The organism is Microbacterium azadirachtae (assembly GCF_000956545.1).
Lineage (GTDB): Bacteria > Actinomycetota > Actinomycetes > Actinomycetales > Microbacteriaceae > Microbacterium > Microbacterium azadirachtae.
This window is the reverse complement of the sequence record NZ_JYIT01000071.1, coordinates 72,655-87,760: the sequence shown is the minus strand read 5'-3', so window position 1 is coordinate 87,760 and position 15,106 is coordinate 72,655. Positions and strand designations below refer to the sequence as shown.

The window sequence follows — 15,106 nt, the reverse complement described above, 5'->3', positions numbered from 1 at the left end:
CTGCCGAACCGTGGGGAATGCCCGGCAAATCCCGCAGATCGGCAGAAATAGACGGATCCGGGTCCGGGGTCGGATCCGGGTCCGGGTTCGGGGACGGGTCCGGGGTCGGGGACGGATCCGGAGTCGGGGCGAACACGCCTCCGGCGCCGATCACACCGCGCACCTCCGCCTCGCCGAAGACGAGGTCGGCGCGCTCCTGGGGGTCGTCCGCGTCGACCGGCACGTACGCCGCCCCGGCCGCCATCGTGCCGAGGATCGCGATGTACAGCTCGCGGCCGCCCGACGGCATCCGGATGCCCACCCGGTCGCCTCGCATCACGCCGCGCTCGCGCAGCCGGGCCGCCGTGCGCCAGACCTGGGCGAGCAGCTCGCCGTAGCTGAGGGCGCCCGCCGCGTCCTCGATCGCGGAGGCGTCGGGATGCCGCCGTGCGGTGTCGACGAGGATGTCGATCAGCGTGCGCGGCGGCGCCGCGAGTGCGGCGCGGTCGAGGATGTCTTGCATCGGGTTCCGTTCGAGCGACGCACGCAGGGCGCGTGCGCGCTCAGGGTACCGCGGGCGGGGAAACAGCAGGTGAAGCGGACCCGGGGGCCCGGATCACCCCGCCGGCGGGGTGCGCTTGGAGTCGGCGAGCTCGTCGACCACGAGCGAGCGCTCGTCGATCGTCCCGTTGCGATAGGCCTGGCGCCCCACCATGTGCGCCGACAGGGGTGCCGTCGCGAACTGCATGAGCACGACCGGCGCCACGAGCAGGAGCCCCAGCACGATCCCGATCACGGAGCGCTGCGAGAGCGCGATCGCGAGGCAGATCAGCAGCAGCCCGAGCACCTGCGGCTTGGTCGCGGCGTGCAGCCGGTTCGGCACGTCCTTCAGGCGCAGCAGTCCGATCGCCGCGGTGAGGCACAGCAGTGCGCCGAGCAGGACGAGGATCCAGACGGCGGTGTCGACGACCACGTCCGGGATCCGCAGCTCGAAGAGGTTCATGACGGCGTGTTGTCCCTTCGTGCGACGTACCGCGCGACCGAGATGGATCCGAACACGCCGACCGCGGCGACCACGATGAGCACCGGCAGGGTGCGCGTGTGGTGGTTGATGGCCATGTCGGCGCCGAGCACGCACATGACCTCGGTGAGCAGCACATCGGCGGCGACCGCGCGGTCGAGGATCGACGGGCCGATCACGATGCGGATCACGGTGAGGATCGCCGCGACGGCGAACACGACCATGATCACGAGCAGCAGCGGATTCATCGGCGACCCTCCTCGGACTCCTGCGCCGGACCGGATCCCTTCGCCCGGTGCGGCGTCGGCGAGCTGCCGGCGATCGTCCCGGCGAGACGGTCGTGCTCGGCGCGCTCGTCGGCACGCAGCCGCGCGGCCTGCGCCGGCGAGCCGAGCGCGCGCACGATGCGGCGCTCCCAGCGCAGCACCCCGGCGCGCTGGCGCTCGACGTCGTCGAGCGAGCGCACGCCGATCACGTGCAGGTACAGCGTGCGGGTGTCGCGATCGGCCTCGACCACGAGGGATCCAGGGATGAGCGAGGACGTGACCGCGACGTGCGTCATCACCAGGTCGTCGGAGTAGCGCAGGGGCACGGCGATGATCGCGGAGCGCGGCACCCGGCGCGGGTTCAGCACCTGCGCGGCGACGCTGAGCGAGCCGTGCACGACCGCGGCGAGGAACTGCACCACGAGCAGCGCCGCCCACCACAGGTTGATCCGCCCGGACAGCTCGATCGTGGGCAGCCGGAACACGCGCGTCACGAAGAGGGCCACCGCGATGCCGGTCAGCGCCGACAGCACGGTGAACTGGCCCCACAGCAGCATCCACAGCACGATCAGCCAGAGCAGGAACGGCAGCTGCAGGCCGATCTCGCGCCAGAGGCCGCGCTTGGCGTCGGGGCTCATGAGGAGACCTCGTCGCCGTCGAGCATGTCCAGGTGCACCGGCTGCAGGAGGTTGGCGCCGATCCGCTCGCAGAGTCCGTAGATGGGTCCGGCGAACACGGTCAGGGCCAGGGTGACGGCCACCATGCCGCCGGTCGCGAACGTCATGATGGTGGGGATCCGGCGTCGCTCCTGCTGCTCGTCGGCGGCCGGCGCGCTGCCGAGATGGGCGATGCGCTCGTTCTCGATCTCCTCCGGAGCGTCGTCCTTCTCCCGCCAGAACGCGAGGTTCCAGGCGCGCATGAGGGCGTACAGCGTGAGCAGCGAGGTGAGCACACCGCCGACGATCAGCACCCAGATCAGGGGCGTGGCGACCTGCGCCGCGGCCTGGAAGAGCGCGAACTTGCCGATGAACCCCGAGAAGGGAGGGAGTCCGCCGAGGTTGATCGCGGGCACGAAGTAGAGGATCGCGATCAGCGGCGCTGCCTTCATGAGGCCGCGCACCTTGAGGATCGAGGTGCTGCCGGCCCGTCGCTCGACGAGGCCCACGGCCAGGAACAGCGTGGTCTGCACGATGATGTGGTGCACGATGTAGTACACGGTGGCGCCGATGGCGGCCGGGGTCGCGATCGCCAGCCCGAACACCATGTAGCCGACGTGGCTGACCAGCGTGAACGAGAGGATCCGCTTCAGCTCCGCCTGCGCGACCGCGCCGAGGATGCCGATCACCATCGTCGCGAGCGCCACGATCATGAGCAGGGTGTTGATGCTCGACACGTTGAACAGCTGTGTCTCGGTGCGGATCAGCGCATAGACGCCGACCTTGGTGAGCAGGCCCGCGAACACCGCGGTGACCGGCGCCGGAGCGGTCGGGTACGAGTCGGGCAGCCAGAACGACATGGGGAACACGGCCGCCTTGATGCCGAACGCGACCACGAGCATGAGGTGCAGCACGAGCTGGGTGCTCGGGGGGATCTCCCCGATCCGCTCGGCGATCTGCGCCATGTTCACGGTGCCCAGAGCGGCGTAGATGAGCGCGATCGCCACGAGGAACAGCACCGAGGAGACGAGCGAGACGACGATGTACACCGCGCCGGTGCGGATCCGCGACTCGGTGCTGCCGAGCGTGATGAGCACGTAGGAGGCCACGAGCAGGATCTCGAAGCCGACGTAGAGGTTGAACAGGTCGCCCGCGATGAACGCGTTGAAGATGCCCGCCGCGAGGATCAGGTACGACGGGTTGAAGATCGAGATCGGCGTCTCCTCGGCGCCGTCCGCGGCGCCCTGGCCGACCGAGAAGAGCAGCACCGCGACGAGCACGATGCTCGACACGAGCACGAGGAGCGCTGCCAGCCGGTCGACGTACAGCACGATCCCGAACGGCGCGGGCCAGCCGCCGACCATGACCGCGATCGGCTTGGTCTGGTCGACCACGACGAGCAGCGTCGCCGCGATCACGGAGACCGCCGCGAGGGTCGCGACCGTGACGATCACCTGGATCCGGGTGTTCCGGCCGAAGACGAGCGTGATCGCCGCGCCCAGCAGGGGCAGCGCCACGAGCAGCGGGACGAGGGCGTTCATCGGTCTCCCTCCCCCGGGCTGCGGTCGTCGTCGGTCGTGCGGTCGGCGCGAGCTCCCGCGTCGTCGGGGGTCGGGTCCGGCACATCCACGGGCGCGTCGTCGACGAGGGCGGCGTGGTCCTTCGCGTGCAGGACCCGGATCGGCGCCGTCGCCACCCCGACGAAGTCGGTGGTCGCATCCTCGTCCTCGAGGTCGACCTCGTCGTCCATGAGGTCCTCCTCGACCTCCGTGCGCTCGCGCAGCGCGATGTCGGCCTCGTCGTCCTCGACGGTGTCGGCCTTGCCCAGCTGCCAGGAGCGGTAGATGAGGGCGAGAAGGAAGGCGGAGACCGCGAACGTGATCACGATCGCGGTGAGCGTGAGCGCCTGCGGCAGCGGATCGCTCATGTCGTCCGCGGTGCCGTAGAACGGCGCGCGGCCGGGGCGGCCCATCACGATCAGCAGCAGCAGGTTCACCGCATTGCCCAGCAGCAGGAAGCCGATCAGCACCCGGGTGAGGCTGCGTTCGAGCATCGCGTAGACGCCGCATCCGAAGAGCACGGCCATGATCACGATGAGCACGAGCGAGACGTCCATCAGATGTCCACCCCCCGCGCGCGCATCTCGAGCGTCTGCCGGTCGACCTCGGCGCCGAGGCTGCGCAGCACGTCGAGCACCAGGCCGATCACCACGAGGTAGACGCCGATGTCGAAGATCGTCGAGCTCACGAACTCGAGGTGGCCGATCACCGGGATCTCCGCCTCCCAGACGGCGCTCGACAGCGGCGCCAGCCCGAAGAACAGCGGCACGACCGCCGCGCCGACCGCGAGGATGAGCCCGCCTCCGAGCAGCCGTCCGGCGTCCGTGGGGGCCGCGGCGCCGAGCTCCCAGCGCCCGCCCGCGATGTAGCGCATGACCAGGGCCATGCCTGCCACGAGGCCGCCGGCGAAGCCGCCGCCCGGCGCGTTGTGCCCCGCGAACAGCAGGTAGATCGAGACGACGATGATCGTGTGGAACAGGATCCGCACGATCACCTCGAGCAGGATCGAGCGGTTCTCCGGCCTCACATTGCCGCCGCCGACGAGCCACGCGCGCGGCGCGGTGTCGCCCGCCGTCTGCACGCGCACGCCTTCCGTGGTCTCCACGAGCGGACGGCGACGGGACTGGCGCGGGCCCTCCGGCAGCGCGCGGGTGGCGGAGAGCCGGTCGGCGCGGTGCGTCACGAACACGAGCGAGGCGACGCCGGTGGCGGCCAGCACGAGCACCGAGAGCTCGCCCATGGTGTCCCAGCCTCGCAGGTCGACGAGGGCGACGTTCACGACGTTCTTGCCGTGGCCGAGCTCGTAGGCGAGCTGCGGGAAGGCGTCGGAGATCGGCTCCGCGACCCGGGATCCGGTGGCCACGATGGCGACCAGCGCCATCATGACGCCCGCCGCGACACCGAGGATCGCGCGGGGCACGCGGCCGACCGAGGCGTTGTGCTCGCCCATCCGCGCCGGCAGCCGGCGCAGCACGAGCGCGAACGTGACCAGGGTCACGGTCTCGACGAGGATCTGGGTGAGTGCGAGGTCGGGCGCTCCGCTCGTGCCGAAGAGCACGACCATCCCGAGACCGGTGACGGAGACCAGCACGACGCCTGTGTAGCGCTTCTTCGCGCGGATCGCGAGGAGTCCGGCGGCGATCATGATCGGCGCCACGACCAGCTGCACGGGTGTGTGCCAGGCGCTCAGCTGCGCGTTCACGGGCCCGCCGGCGATCAGCGCGGCGGTCTCCCCCGCGATGACCACGACGAAGATGGTTCCCACGTAGACCGGGAGCGAACCGCGCTGGGTGAGCGAGGTGGTGACCACCGAGAGGCGGTCGATGCTGCGCATCACCGCGTAGTAGGCGTCCTGCGCGGTGAACGGCAGCAGGCGACGGGCGCGGTCCCAGCCCCAGCGCCGCGACAGCGGGAACAGCGCGAGCCCGAGCAGCACCGCGCCGAGCGACAGGAACAGCGCCGGCGCGAGCCCGTGCCACAGCGCCAGATAGCCGGGATCGAGCGGGGCGCCGTCGTATCCGGGAGCCTTCGCGTCGTCCGCGTAGCCGTACAGCGCCACCGTGACCGCGGATGCGAGCGGGCCGAGCACCAGGGTTCCCGCCGCGAGCACCACCGGCGACACGAGGAAGCCGAACGGCGGAGACGGCCATTCCGTATCGGGCATATAGGCGCCCGCGGCATCCTTCTTCCGCCAGAAGGCGCCCCAGAGGAACCGTGCGCCGTATGCCGCGGTGAGGATGGATCCCAGGATCACGCCGACGAGGGCGACGATCCCCCACGGCGAACCGCGCAGCGACTCGTCGAACAGGGCCGCCAAGGTCGACTCCTTCGCGACGAAGCCGATGGTCGGGGGGATCCCCATCATCGACCCGACGGCGAGGAAGCCGGCGGTCGCGAGCAGCGGCGCCTGCCGGCCCACCCCGCTGATCTCGGTGACGTCGCGGGTGGAGAGCTGGCGGTCGATGACGCCGACGATGAGGAAGAGCGACGACTTGAACAGCGCGTGGCTGATCACCAGGGCCAGACCCGCCAGCATCGCATCCGAGGTGCCGTAGCCGAGCACGATCGTGAAGAAGCCGAGCTGGCTCACGGTGCCGAAGGCCAGGATCCGCTTCAGGTCGGTCTCGCGCAGCGCCTGCACCCCGCCGAGCAGCATCGTGAAGACCCCGAGCGAGATCGTGATCGGCCGCCAGGGGCCCGAGAGCGCGAACACCGGCGCGAACCGCGCGATGAGGTAGATGCCGGCCTTCACCATCGCGGCGGCGTGGAGGTAGGCGCTCACCGGCGTCGGGGCCGCCATGGCGCCCGGAAGCCAGAAGTGGAACGGGAAGATCGCCGACTTGCTGAGGGCGCCGACGAGCAGGAGCACGATCGCCGCGTCGACCAGAGGGCCGGTGGGCGCGATCTCCAGGATCCGGGAGATGCTCGAGGTCCCCGCGTCGACGGCGAGGAACACGACCCCGATGAACATCGCGAGCCCGCCGAGCGTGGTCACCAGCAGCGCCTGCAGGGCGGCGCGCCGGCTCGCGCCACGGCGGTGATAGTGCCCGATCAGCAGGTAGGAAAGGATGCTGGTGACCTCCCAGAACATCACCAGCAGCACCAGGTCGTCGGTGGTCACGAGGCCGTACATCGCGCCGGCGAAGGCGAGCAGCACGGCGGCGAACTGGCCCAGGCCCTCCGTGGAGTCGCGGAAGTACCAGCGGCAGTACAGGAGCACCAGCGCGCCGACCCCGGTGACGATGAGGGCGAGCAGCCAGCTCAGCTCATCCAGGCGGAAGGAGAGCGACAGCCCGAGCTGCGGGATCCACTCGACCGCTTCGCGCGGCAGCACGGCGGGATCCTCGGCGGAGCCGAGCAGCACCTGGGGCGTCAGCATCGCGGTGTGCACGAAGGCCGCGGCGGGTACGAGTGCGGCGACGGCGAAGGCCCTCGTGCCGATCCAGGCGACCAGGAACGGCAGCAGCAGCGAGGCCAGGGCGAACACGGCGAGGAGCGTCAGCATTGCGATCTCCTCTGGCTCGTCGGTCTCTGCGGCCTCAGTGCAGGGGCGGGCAGGTCGACACAGGCGGGCGGGTTCGGTACCAGTTTAGTGGCAGTTCCCGACCCCGTCGCATGCCGCATCCGGAATCTAAGCCCCGGAAGCCGGCGCCGGACCGGTCGTGGTGCCCTCGCGGAACGTGCAGGTGAAGCGGATCGACGCGGCCTGCTCCCCCGCCAGCATGCGGGCGACGGCATCTCCGGCGGCCTTGCCCTTCTCGACGGCCGGCTGCACCGCGGTGGTCAGGATGTGCTCTCCGAGCCCGTCGACCGCGATGCCGTCGAATCCGGCCACGCTCACGTCCTCGGGCACGCGCAGCCCCGCCTCCTCGGCGGCGCGGATCACGCCGGCCGCGAGGAGGTCGCTCTGCGCGATCACCGCGGTCGGCCGTGTCGCCGGTTCGGCGAACAGCAGCCGTCCCGCGAGCACGCCCTCGTCGATGAGGCTGCCGCCGGCCGAGACCACGCGCGCCTCGGGGAACACCGGCAGCGTGCCGTCCAGGCGGTCCTTCGTGACGGGGGTCGTGATCGCCGCGATGCGCTCCGGCGTCGCGTCACCGCGCACCCGCTCCCCGTCGAACGGCAGGGTCACCACGGCGACCCTGCGGTGCCCCAGGGCGCGCACGTGGTGCGCGATCTGCGCCGCGGCCTCGACGTTGTCCAGCTCCATGCGGGGCACGCCCTCGCCGGCGTCGCCCTCGATCACCACGACCGGCAGGCCGCGGGCGCGCACCGTCTGCAGCGTCTCGAGCATCCGGCCGCTGCAGCCGATCAGCACGGCCGCGTCGATGGGCGCGGTGGCGAGCGTGGGCGCGTCCGCCCCCGCCTCCGGATCGTCGCGCAGCAGCAGCACGCCGGCGCCGAGGGCCGCGAGCCCGTCGGTGAGGCCGTCCATCGTGGCCGTCTTCACCGGATCCAGGAACGCCGTGCGCAGGTGCTCCTCGAGGGCCACGGCGACGATGCCGCTGCGCCCCCTTCGCAATGACGCCGCACGCGGGTCGGGGCCGGTGTAGCCCAGCTCGGCGGCGACCGCGAGCACGCGCTCCCTCGTGGCCTCGGCCACGGGCGCCTTGCCGCTGAAGACGACGGACGCCGTCGACGGGCTCACCCCGGCGGCACGGGCCACGTCGGCGATCGTCGCGCGGCGCCGCGGTGCCGCGGCGTCCGGATCCGAGCTCATGACTCGACAATAACATCGTTGGGATCACAGAGATCGAATCGATTCGATACACTGACCGCATGGACACCGCCCTCACCCGCTCCCAGTTCGTGCGCTGGCGCGCCGCGATCTTCGCGATCTTCCTCGCCAGCGGTCTGTCCATCGCCACCTGGGCGTCGCGGGTGCCCGACATCAAGGCCGCGCTGCACGTCGACAACGCGCAGATGGGCGTGCTGCTGCTGGGCATGGGCGTCTCCTCGATCGTCGGCATCTCGACCAGTCCTGCGGTCATGGCGCGCACCGGCGCGCGCCTCGGCATGCTCGTCACGATGCTGAGCTTCGCCGCCGGAGTGGGCCTGATCGGGCTCGGCACCAACGTGCTCGGCTCCCTGCCGGTCGTCATCGTCGGCCTGGTGCTGTTCGGTCTCGGCAACGGATCCCTCGACGTGATGATGAACGTCGAGGCCACGGCGATCGAGCAGCAGATGGGCAAGACGATCCTTCCCGTCTTCCACGCGTTCTTCAGCTTCGGCACCGTGATCGGTGCGGGGATCGGGGCACTGCTCGTGCAGCTGGGCTGGAACGTGTCGTCTCACGCGCTGCTGATCGCCGCCGTGATCGCGGTGCTCGCCGTCACCTGCTGGGCGAACGTCCCGAACCGCGAGGAGGCGCTCGACCCGCAGCCCGCTCAGAAGCCGCACTGGCGCGAGCGGATGCACACCGCGCTGGAGGCCTGGCGCGAGCCGCGCACCTACTTCCTCGGCATCGTCATGCTCGGCATGTCGTTCGCGGAGGGCGGCGCCAACGACTGGCTCGCCCTGGGCGTGTCCGAGGATCACGGCGCGGGTCCCGCGCTCGGTGCCGCGGCGCTGGCCACGTTCTCCGTCGCGATGACTGTGGTGCGCCTGTTCGGCGGCCCGCTGGTAGACCGCTTCGGCCGCGTCGTGGTGCTGCGCGTGCTCGCGATCACCGCCGCCGGCGGCATCCTGCTGTTCATCCTCGCGCCCAGTACGCCGTTCGTCTTCGTGGCCGCGGCGCTGTGGGGCATCGGGGCGTCCCTGGGCTTCCCGCTGGGCATGTCGGCGGCCGCCGACGATCCGGCGAAGGCGGCCGCACGCGTGAGCGCCGCCGCGACCATCGGCTACATCGCGTTCCTCGGGGGTCCGCCCGTGCTCGGCTTCATCAGCAACCACATCGGGCTGCTCAACACCCTCTACATCCTCGTAGTGCTGGCCGCGCTGTCCGGCCTGTTCTCCGGTGCCGCCCGGCCGCTCCGCGAGGACGAGAAGGTCTCCGCGGGCTGAGAGGGGCGGGGCGCGGCTGTGGCGGGCTAGGCTCTTCGGGTGCGTCTCGTCATCGCCCGCTGCGCCGTGGACTACACCGGCCGCCTCAACGCCCACCTGCCCCTCGCCACGCGCCTGCTGGTGCACAAGGGCGACGGCAGCCTGCTCGTGCACTCCGACGGCGGCAGCTACAAGCCGCTGAACTGGATGAGCCCGCCGTGCCGGCTGGAGTCCGAGCAGCCGGGGGAGGAGGAGGCGTCCGCGGGCGTCACCGAGGTGTGGCGGGTGACGCACCAGAAGACGGGCGACGCGCTGCGCGTGCAGATCTACGAGATCCTGCACGACTCCGCTCACGAGCTCGGGATCGATCCCGGCCTGCAGAAGGACGGCGTCGAGGCCGACCTGCAGCGCCTGCTCGCCGAGCAGGTCGACCGCATCGCCGAGGGCGCGACGCTGGTGCGCCGCGAGTACCCCACCGCGATCGGCCCTGTCGACCTGATGGTGCGCGACGCGGAGGGCGTCGCGATCGCGGTCGAGGTCAAGCGCCGCGGCGACATCGACGGCGTCGAGCAGCTCACCCGCTATCTCGAGCTGCTCGGGCGGGATCCGCACCTCGCACCGGTCCAGGGGGTCTTCGCCGCCCAGGAGATCAAGCCGCAGGCGCGCGTGCTCGCCGAGGACCGGGGGATCCGCTGCCTCGTGCTCGACTACGAGGACATGAAGGGCATCTCCTCCGGCGCCCCCCGACTGTTCTGACGTCCATTCCGAGAGAGGCATGCACATGTCCGTTCCTCCGTACACCTGCATCCTCTGGGACGTGGACGGCACGATCGCCGATGCCTCGGCCGGGATCCTGCCGCGCCTGATCGAGGTGTTCACCTCGTTCGGGCTTCCCGAGCCCGACCCTGCCGCGCTGTCCCGGTGGATCGGACCGCCGATGTTCGACTCGTTCCGCGACCTCGCCGGCCTCTCCGAGGACGACGCGCACCGGGCCGTGCGCGAGTACCGCCGGCTCGCCGCGCGCGACGGCTACGCGGCCAGCGTGCGCATCTACCCGGGCGTCCCCGAGGCCCTGCGGGCCGTCAAGGAGGCGGGGATCCCGCAGGCGACCGCCAGCTCCAAGCCCGAGAACCAGGTGCTCGCGATCCTGGAGCACTACGAGCTGATCGACGACTTCGTCATCGTGGCCGGTGCCCTTCCCGACGCCGCGGGGCTGCACGACGGCAAGGAGGCCGTGCTGCGCCGTGCCGTGCAGCGTCTGGCCGACGCCGGCGTGGACGTCAGTCGCCCCGTGCTCATCGGCGATCGGCTGCACGACATCGAGGGCGCGACGCCGCTGGGCATCCCGGTGATCTTCGTCACCTGGGGCTTCGGCGAGCCGGGGGAGTCCGCCGGCTCCATCGCCGAGGTCGCGACGCCCGACGAGCTGCTGCGGCTCCTGCTGCCGCGGGACTGAGCGCTCCGGGCGGTGAGAGCGCCGGAGCGGCGTTCTCCCTTCCCCGGCGCCGGGCAGGCTCGGGAGCACGAAGAGAAACTCCCCCGGAGCCGAAGCCCCGGGGGAGTCAGGAGTCCGTGTCGCTCAGAGCGGACGGATGTTCTCGGCCTGCAGGCCCTTGGGGCCCTGCGCCACATCGAACTCGACGCGCTGGTTCTCGTCGAGAGAGCGGTAGCCGGAGGATGCAATGGCGGAGTAGTGCGCGAACACGTCAGCTCCACCGTCGTCGGGGGAGATGAAGCCGAAGCCCTTCTCCGAGTTGAACCACTTAACCGTGCCCTGAGTCATGTACTGCCTTCTTGCTTGGGCTTACGTCGGAGCAAACGCGCCGACAAGGCTAACGCTATCCGAGACGCGCCTCATAGCAACACCCCGGGTGACAAGGTGACATAAATGTTGCACGACGCCGCGAGGCGGTTCCGACCGCGGATCCGGCGCCCGGCCGGGAAATGGAGCGGGTCCCCACCGCGGGGGGAGCGATGGGGACCCAGGACGACCGGAGGGTGCGTCTGCATCAAGCATAACCCATGATCGGCAACTTTGTCCCCCAAAAGGGGGACAAAGTCTCCGTTGCGGGGCTATCATCGCAGTACATCGGAATACTGGGGACGAAGCGGCCCCCCCGGGGTATCCATTGGGGACTGGATGCGCCGAGGGGGCCAATGCACGCATTGGTCGCCGGTCTCTGGGGAAGACCTACCGCCTTCGCTGGGGACGTCAGGCGGGAGCGACCGTCATCACATGCGCGCGGTCCACACTAGGGGAGCGCACCTGCAGTGTCCAGGCCGTTGCGCGTGCCGATCGGAATGCGCTCTCAAACGGTCAGTGAGCGCCATTCCTCGGCCAGAATTCCGTAGTTCATGCCGTCCATCCATTCGCCGCTCCGGTGCAGCGCAGTGCCCCGGCTGTGCTCTTCGCGCCGCATGCCCAGGCGCTCCATCATGCGCCACGACGGCTCGTTCGCGGCGAAGCAGCCGGCGTGGACCCGGCGCAGGCCCAGCGTCGTGAAGCAGGCGGCCATCACCGCGCGCACCGCCTCCGTCGCGTACCCCTTGCCCTGGTGCGCGGGATCCATCGCCCAGCCGAGCTCGGCCTGGACGCCCGCGGCGAGCGCCCGCACCTCGGCCTGCGCCCACGCGTCCTCGAGGCGGAGCATGATGTCGCCGATCACACCGGTGCCCGGCAGCTCGACGAGCAGCGTGACCGCGAGCCGCTCCGGATCCGCGAAGTGCGCGCCGAACGCCTCCGCGTCGGTCGGGGCGGTGGTCAGCCACCGGCTCACGTCGTCGAGGCGTCGATAGCGCCACACGGCGTCGGCATCGTCCACCGTGCTGGCGCGGATGACGAGGCGGTCGGTGCGCAGGGGAAGGTCGAGCCGGTCGAAGGAGGAGGAGCTCACGCGTCCAGCGTAGGCTCCGGGTCCGACAGACGGGCGGATCGCACGTCGACAAGCCCGTCCAGCGCCTGCAGGAGCCGCTCAGCGCCCGGGCGATCGGGGGTGGTGCGGGTGTGCACCAGCACGTTCATCGCGGCGAGCACGAGCGACACGGCCCGCATGGCCTCGTCGTGGTCGGCGGCGCGGCGTTCGGCGAGCGCGATGAGCTGATCGCGCACGGAGCCCATCCACTGCGAGAAGGCGGGCAGCAGCTCGGGGCGGCGCATGAGGAGCTGCTTGATCCGCTGACGATCCATCCCCACGTCCATCGACGACCCGACGACTTCGCACAGAGCCGGCACGAGCTCGCCCTGGGCGCTGAGGAAGCGCGCCTCGACGTCGGGCTCGACCCCCGACTCCGGCAGCTTCAGCGCCGCGGCGGCCTTGGACGGGAAGTAGTTGAAGAAGGTGCGCGGCGAGACGTCGACCGCCTCGCAGATCTGCTCGATCGTCGTGCCGTCCAGGCCCTGCTCCTCGACGAGCCGCAGGGCAGCTTCGTGCAGCGCCTGACGGGTCTGCTGCTTCTTGCGCTCGCGCCGGCCTTCGCCGACGGTGTTCGCGATGCTCATCTTCTTCTCCTCATGCGCGGAGCCGGGGCGGACATGTGCCCGCCCCGGCTGCATCGCTCAGGCGCTCTGGACCCTGATCGTACCGGTCTCGCTGACACCGGCGGCATCGGCCTGCTCCTGCAGCGCCGAGCGCGTGCGCAGCGGCGGCGCCTTAAAGAACCAGGTCAGCACGAAGGCGAGCATGAGCACGCCGAACCCGACCCAGTAGATGACGTCGATGGCCTGCGTGAAGCCGACCATGAACGGCTTGGTGAGCACCGGATCCGCGCCGTTCAGGAACGAGGTGTCGCTGACCGACGAGCTGGATCCGCTCGAGGCCTTCGACGTGCCCTTGTCGATCTGCTTCACCACGCCCGGCACGAGCTGGTCCACCCAGTAGGAGCGCTGATCCTTGTCGGACCAGTCCACGACCACCTTGCCGTCCTTCACCGTGGCGTGCGCCTTTTCGGCGACGGTCTGCAGCGCCTTCGCCTCGGCGGCGGGCGTCGCCTCAGCGACCTTCTGGTCGATCACGGACTGCGCCGCCGCAGCCGGCAGCTGCCCTGCGGCGACGGCCTGGTTCACACCCGCGGTCACCGCGTCGGTCACGGCCTTGCCTGCGGCTGCCTTGGCCTCGGTCGCTCCCTGGTCGAGCTTCGTCTGCACGCCTTGCTCGAGCGGGCCCGTGATCGGGGTCCACAGCTGCTTGACGACGGCCTTGTTCTGATCCTTTCCTGCGATGGCAGGATCCAGCGCCGCGTTCAGTCCGGCCGTCAGCGTGGGCTTGTCGGCCATGCTGTGCACGATGTTCGTCGGCAGCAGCGTGAACAGGATCGAGAGCATGATCGCGGTGCCCAGCGTTCCGCCGATCTGGCGGAAGAAGGTCGCGGCGCTCGTGGCCACGCCCATGTCGCGGGCCTCGACGGCGTTCTGGCTCGCCATGACGAGCGACTGCATGAGCTGGCCGAGACCGAGGCCGACCACGAACATGCCGATCATCATGAACCACACCGGCGTGTTCGAGGACACGAAGGTCAGGAGCAGGAAGCCCAGCGCCATGATCAGCGTGCCGGTGCGCGGGAAGATGCCGTACTTGCCGGTGCGGGAGGTGATCTGGCCGGCCGCCATCGACGAGCCCATGAGGCCCACGACCATCGGCAGCATCGCGAATCCGGACTCGGTCGGGGTGAGTCCGCCGACGATCTGCATGTAGAGCGGGATGGTCATCATCGCGCCGAACATGCCGAAGCCGACGAGCACGCCGATGCCGGTCGCCCAGGAGAACGGGCGGGAGTGGAAGAGCCGGATCGGGATGATCGCGTCGTCCTTCATCGCGATCTCGATCAGCACGAACGCGATCACGCCGAGCCCGCCGATCACGTAGCAGGCGATCGAGCCGAACGAGGCCCAGCCCCACTCGCGGCCCTGTTCGGCCACGAGCAGCAGCGGCACGAGCGCGACGATCACCGCGGTGGCGCCCCACCAGTCGATGCGGGGGTTGCGGTGCTTGGCGACCTTGGGCAGGTGCAGGAACGCGATCACCATGCCGAGGGCGATCAGGCCGATCGGCAGGTTGATGAGGAACACCCAGCGCCAGCCGGAGATCCAGAGGATCTCGTGCGCACCCGCGAAGAGGCCGCCGACCAGCGGACCGATCAGCGAGGAGATGCCGAAGACGGCGAAGAAGTATCCCTGGTACTTGGCGCGCTCGCGCGGGGCGAGGATGTCGGCCATGATCGCGAGCGGCAGCGACATCAGCGCACCCGCGCCGATGCCCTGCACGCCGCGGAAGGCGGCCAGCATCAGCATCGACGACGAGAACGTCGCCAGGATCGAGCCGAGGATGAACACCGAGATGCCGAAGATGAACAGCGGGCGACGGCCGAAGATGTCGCTGAGCTTGCCGTAGATCGGAACGGAGATCGTCGAGGTGATCAGGTAGGCCGTGGTGACCCAGGCCTGCTGGTCGAGACCGTGCAGGTCGTCGCCGATCGTGCGGATCGCGGTTCCCACGATCGTCTGGTCGAGCGACGACAGGAACATGCCGGCCATGAGGCCGTAGATGACGAGCAGGATCTGCCTGTGCGTCATGATCGGGGCGTTCTGCGCGCGCTCTGCGCGCGTCGCCCCGGCGGTTGCTGTTGCGGTGGACATGAAGGCCCTTC

15 protein-coding genes are annotated in these 15,106 nt (G+C 70.3%); 3 read left to right on the top strand and 12 right to left on the bottom strand.

Annotated features, from left to right (window positions below):
- The 8 genes from RL72_RS07900 to RL72_RS07865 form a co-directional block, all read right to left on the bottom strand.
- Nucleotides 1-502, bottom strand: a 502-nt coding sequence (locus RL72_RS07900; RefSeq protein ID WP_045250263.1) for an AMP-binding protein, incomplete at its 3' end; no start/stop codon positions are given.
- 93 nt (nt 503-595) lie between these two features.
- Nucleotides 596-982 carry a monovalent cation/H(+) antiporter subunit G gene (mnhG, locus tag RL72_RS07895; protein ID WP_045250262.1) on the bottom strand — a complete coding sequence of 129 codons (387 nt, stop codon included), beginning with the start codon at nt 980-982 and terminating at the stop codon, nt 596-598.
- Nucleotides 979-1,248, bottom strand: coding sequence for an MrpF/PhaF family protein (locus RL72_RS07890; RefSeq protein ID WP_045250261.1), 270 nt, complete (start codon nt 1,246-1,248; stop codon nt 979-981). Before RL72_RS07890 ends, mnhG begins: the two co-directional genes overlap by 4 nt.
- Nucleotides 1,245-1,904, bottom strand: a complete 660-nt coding sequence (locus tag RL72_RS07885; protein WP_082072253.1) for a Na+/H+ antiporter subunit E — start codon at nt 1,902-1,904, stop codon at nt 1,245-1,247. The genes RL72_RS07890 and RL72_RS07885 overlap by 4 nt, the downstream gene beginning before the upstream one ends.
- Entirely contained in the window at nt 1,901-3,463 is a 1,563-nt protein-coding gene (locus RL72_RS07880; RefSeq protein ID WP_045250260.1) for a Na+/H+ antiporter subunit D, read from the bottom strand. Before RL72_RS07880 ends, RL72_RS07885 begins: the two co-directional genes overlap by 4 nt.
- Nucleotides 3,460-4,038 carry a Na(+)/H(+) antiporter subunit C gene (locus RL72_RS07875; RefSeq protein WP_045250259.1) on the bottom strand — a complete coding sequence of 193 codons (579 nt, stop codon included), beginning with the start codon at nt 4,036-4,038 and terminating at the stop codon, nt 3,460-3,462. Before RL72_RS07875 ends, RL72_RS07880 begins: the two co-directional genes overlap by 4 nt.
- Nucleotides 4,038-6,986, bottom strand: a complete 2,949-nt coding sequence (locus tag RL72_RS07870) for a Na+/H+ antiporter subunit A (protein ID WP_045250258.1) — start codon at nt 6,984-6,986, stop codon at nt 4,038-4,040. Before RL72_RS07870 ends, RL72_RS07875 begins: the two co-directional genes overlap by 1 nt.
- Before the next feature lie 126 nt (nt 6,987-7,112).
- Nucleotides 7,113-8,201 carry a LacI family DNA-binding transcriptional regulator gene (locus RL72_RS07865; RefSeq protein WP_045250257.1) on the bottom strand — a complete coding sequence of 363 codons (1,089 nt, stop codon included), beginning with the start codon at nt 8,199-8,201 and terminating at the stop codon, nt 7,113-7,115.
- A 59-nt stretch (nt 8,202-8,260) separates the two neighbouring features.
- On the opposite strand from RL72_RS07865, the gene RL72_RS07860 reads away from it, so the two are divergent.
- From RL72_RS07860 to RL72_RS07850, 3 genes are read left to right on the top strand one after another with little or no spacing between them, the layout of a single operon-like run.
- Nucleotides 8,261-9,484 (top strand): MFS transporter, encoded by a 1,224-nt coding sequence (locus RL72_RS07860; protein WP_045250256.1) that lies wholly within the window; start codon nt 8,261-8,263, stop codon nt 9,482-9,484.
- A 39-nt stretch (nt 9,485-9,523) separates the two neighbouring features.
- Nucleotides 9,524-10,219 (top strand): endonuclease NucS, encoded by a 696-nt coding sequence (nucS, locus tag RL72_RS07855; protein WP_045250255.1) that lies wholly within the window; start codon nt 9,524-9,526, stop codon nt 10,217-10,219.
- A gap of 25 nt (nt 10,220-10,244) precedes the next feature.
- Nucleotides 10,245-10,919 (top strand): HAD hydrolase-like protein, encoded by a 675-nt coding sequence (locus RL72_RS07850; protein WP_045250285.1) that lies wholly within the window; start codon nt 10,245-10,247, stop codon nt 10,917-10,919.
- 123 nt (nt 10,920-11,042) lie between these two features.
- On the opposite strand, the gene RL72_RS07845 is transcribed toward RL72_RS07850, so the two are convergent.
- The 4 genes from RL72_RS07845 to RL72_RS07830 all read right to left on the bottom strand — a co-directional run bounded on the left by RL72_RS07845 (nt 11,043) and on the right by RL72_RS07830 (nt 15,095).
- On the bottom strand, nt 11,043-11,246 hold the full coding sequence (locus RL72_RS07845) for a cold-shock protein (RefSeq protein ID WP_045250254.1): 204 nt from the start codon (nt 11,244-11,246) through the stop codon (nt 11,043-11,045).
- A gap of 526 nt (nt 11,247-11,772) precedes the next feature.
- Nucleotides 11,773-12,357 carry a GNAT family N-acetyltransferase gene (locus RL72_RS07840; protein WP_211256035.1) on the bottom strand — a complete coding sequence of 195 codons (585 nt, stop codon included), beginning with the start codon at nt 12,355-12,357 and terminating at the stop codon, nt 11,773-11,775.
- Nucleotides 12,354-12,962, bottom strand: a complete 609-nt coding sequence (locus RL72_RS20225; RefSeq protein ID WP_052674252.1) for a TetR/AcrR family transcriptional regulator — start codon at nt 12,960-12,962, stop codon at nt 12,354-12,356. The genes RL72_RS07840 and RL72_RS20225 overlap by 4 nt, the downstream gene beginning before the upstream one ends.
- A 57-nt stretch (nt 12,963-13,019) precedes the next feature.
- On the bottom strand, nt 13,020-15,095 hold the full coding sequence (locus RL72_RS07830) for an MDR family MFS transporter (protein WP_248700418.1): 2,076 nt from the start codon (nt 15,093-15,095) through the stop codon (nt 13,020-13,022).
- Between the last annotated feature and the right edge of the window lie 11 nt (nt 15,096-15,106).

Coding starts and splice junctions, on each gene's coding strand:
- RL72_RS07830 (WP_248700418.1), bottom strand. CDS start 15,095: ATGTCCACCGCAACAGCAACCGCCGGGGCGACGCGCGCAGAGCGCGCG.
- RL72_RS07870 (WP_045250258.1), bottom strand. CDS start 6,986: ATGCTGACGCTCCTCGCCGTGTTCGCCCTGGCCTCGCTGCTGCTGCCG.
- RL72_RS07880 (WP_045250260.1), bottom strand. CDS start 3,463: ATGAACGCCCTCGTCCCGCTGCTCGTGGCGCTGCCCCTGCTGGGCGCG.
- RL72_RS07850 (WP_045250285.1), top strand. CDS start 10,245: ATGTCCGTTCCTCCGTACACCTGCATCCTCTGGGACGTGGACGGCACG.
- RL72_RS20225 (WP_052674252.1), bottom strand. CDS start 12,962: ATGAGCATCGCGAACACCGTCGGCGAAGGCCGGCGCGAGCGCAAGAAG.
- RL72_RS07860 (WP_045250256.1), top strand. CDS start 8,261: ATGGACACCGCCCTCACCCGCTCCCAGTTCGTGCGCTGGCGCGCCGCG.
- RL72_RS07865 (WP_045250257.1), bottom strand. CDS start 8,201: ATGAGCTCGGATCCGGACGCCGCGGCACCGCGGCGCCGCGCGACGATC.
- RL72_RS07890 (WP_045250261.1), bottom strand. CDS start 1,248: ATGAATCCGCTGCTGCTCGTGATCATGGTCGTGTTCGCCGTCGCGGCG.
- mnhG (WP_045250262.1), bottom strand. CDS start 982: ATGAACCTCTTCGAGCTGCGGATCCCGGACGTGGTCGTCGACACCGCC.
- RL72_RS07885 (WP_082072253.1), bottom strand. CDS start 1,904: ATGAGCCCCGACGCCAAGCGCGGCCTCTGGCGCGAGATCGGCCTGCAG.
- RL72_RS07875 (WP_045250259.1), bottom strand. CDS start 4,038: ATGGACGTCTCGCTCGTGCTCATCGTGATCATGGCCGTGCTCTTCGGA.
- RL72_RS07845 (WP_045250254.1), bottom strand. CDS start 11,246: ATGACTCAGGGCACGGTTAAGTGGTTCAACTCGGAGAAGGGCTTCGGC.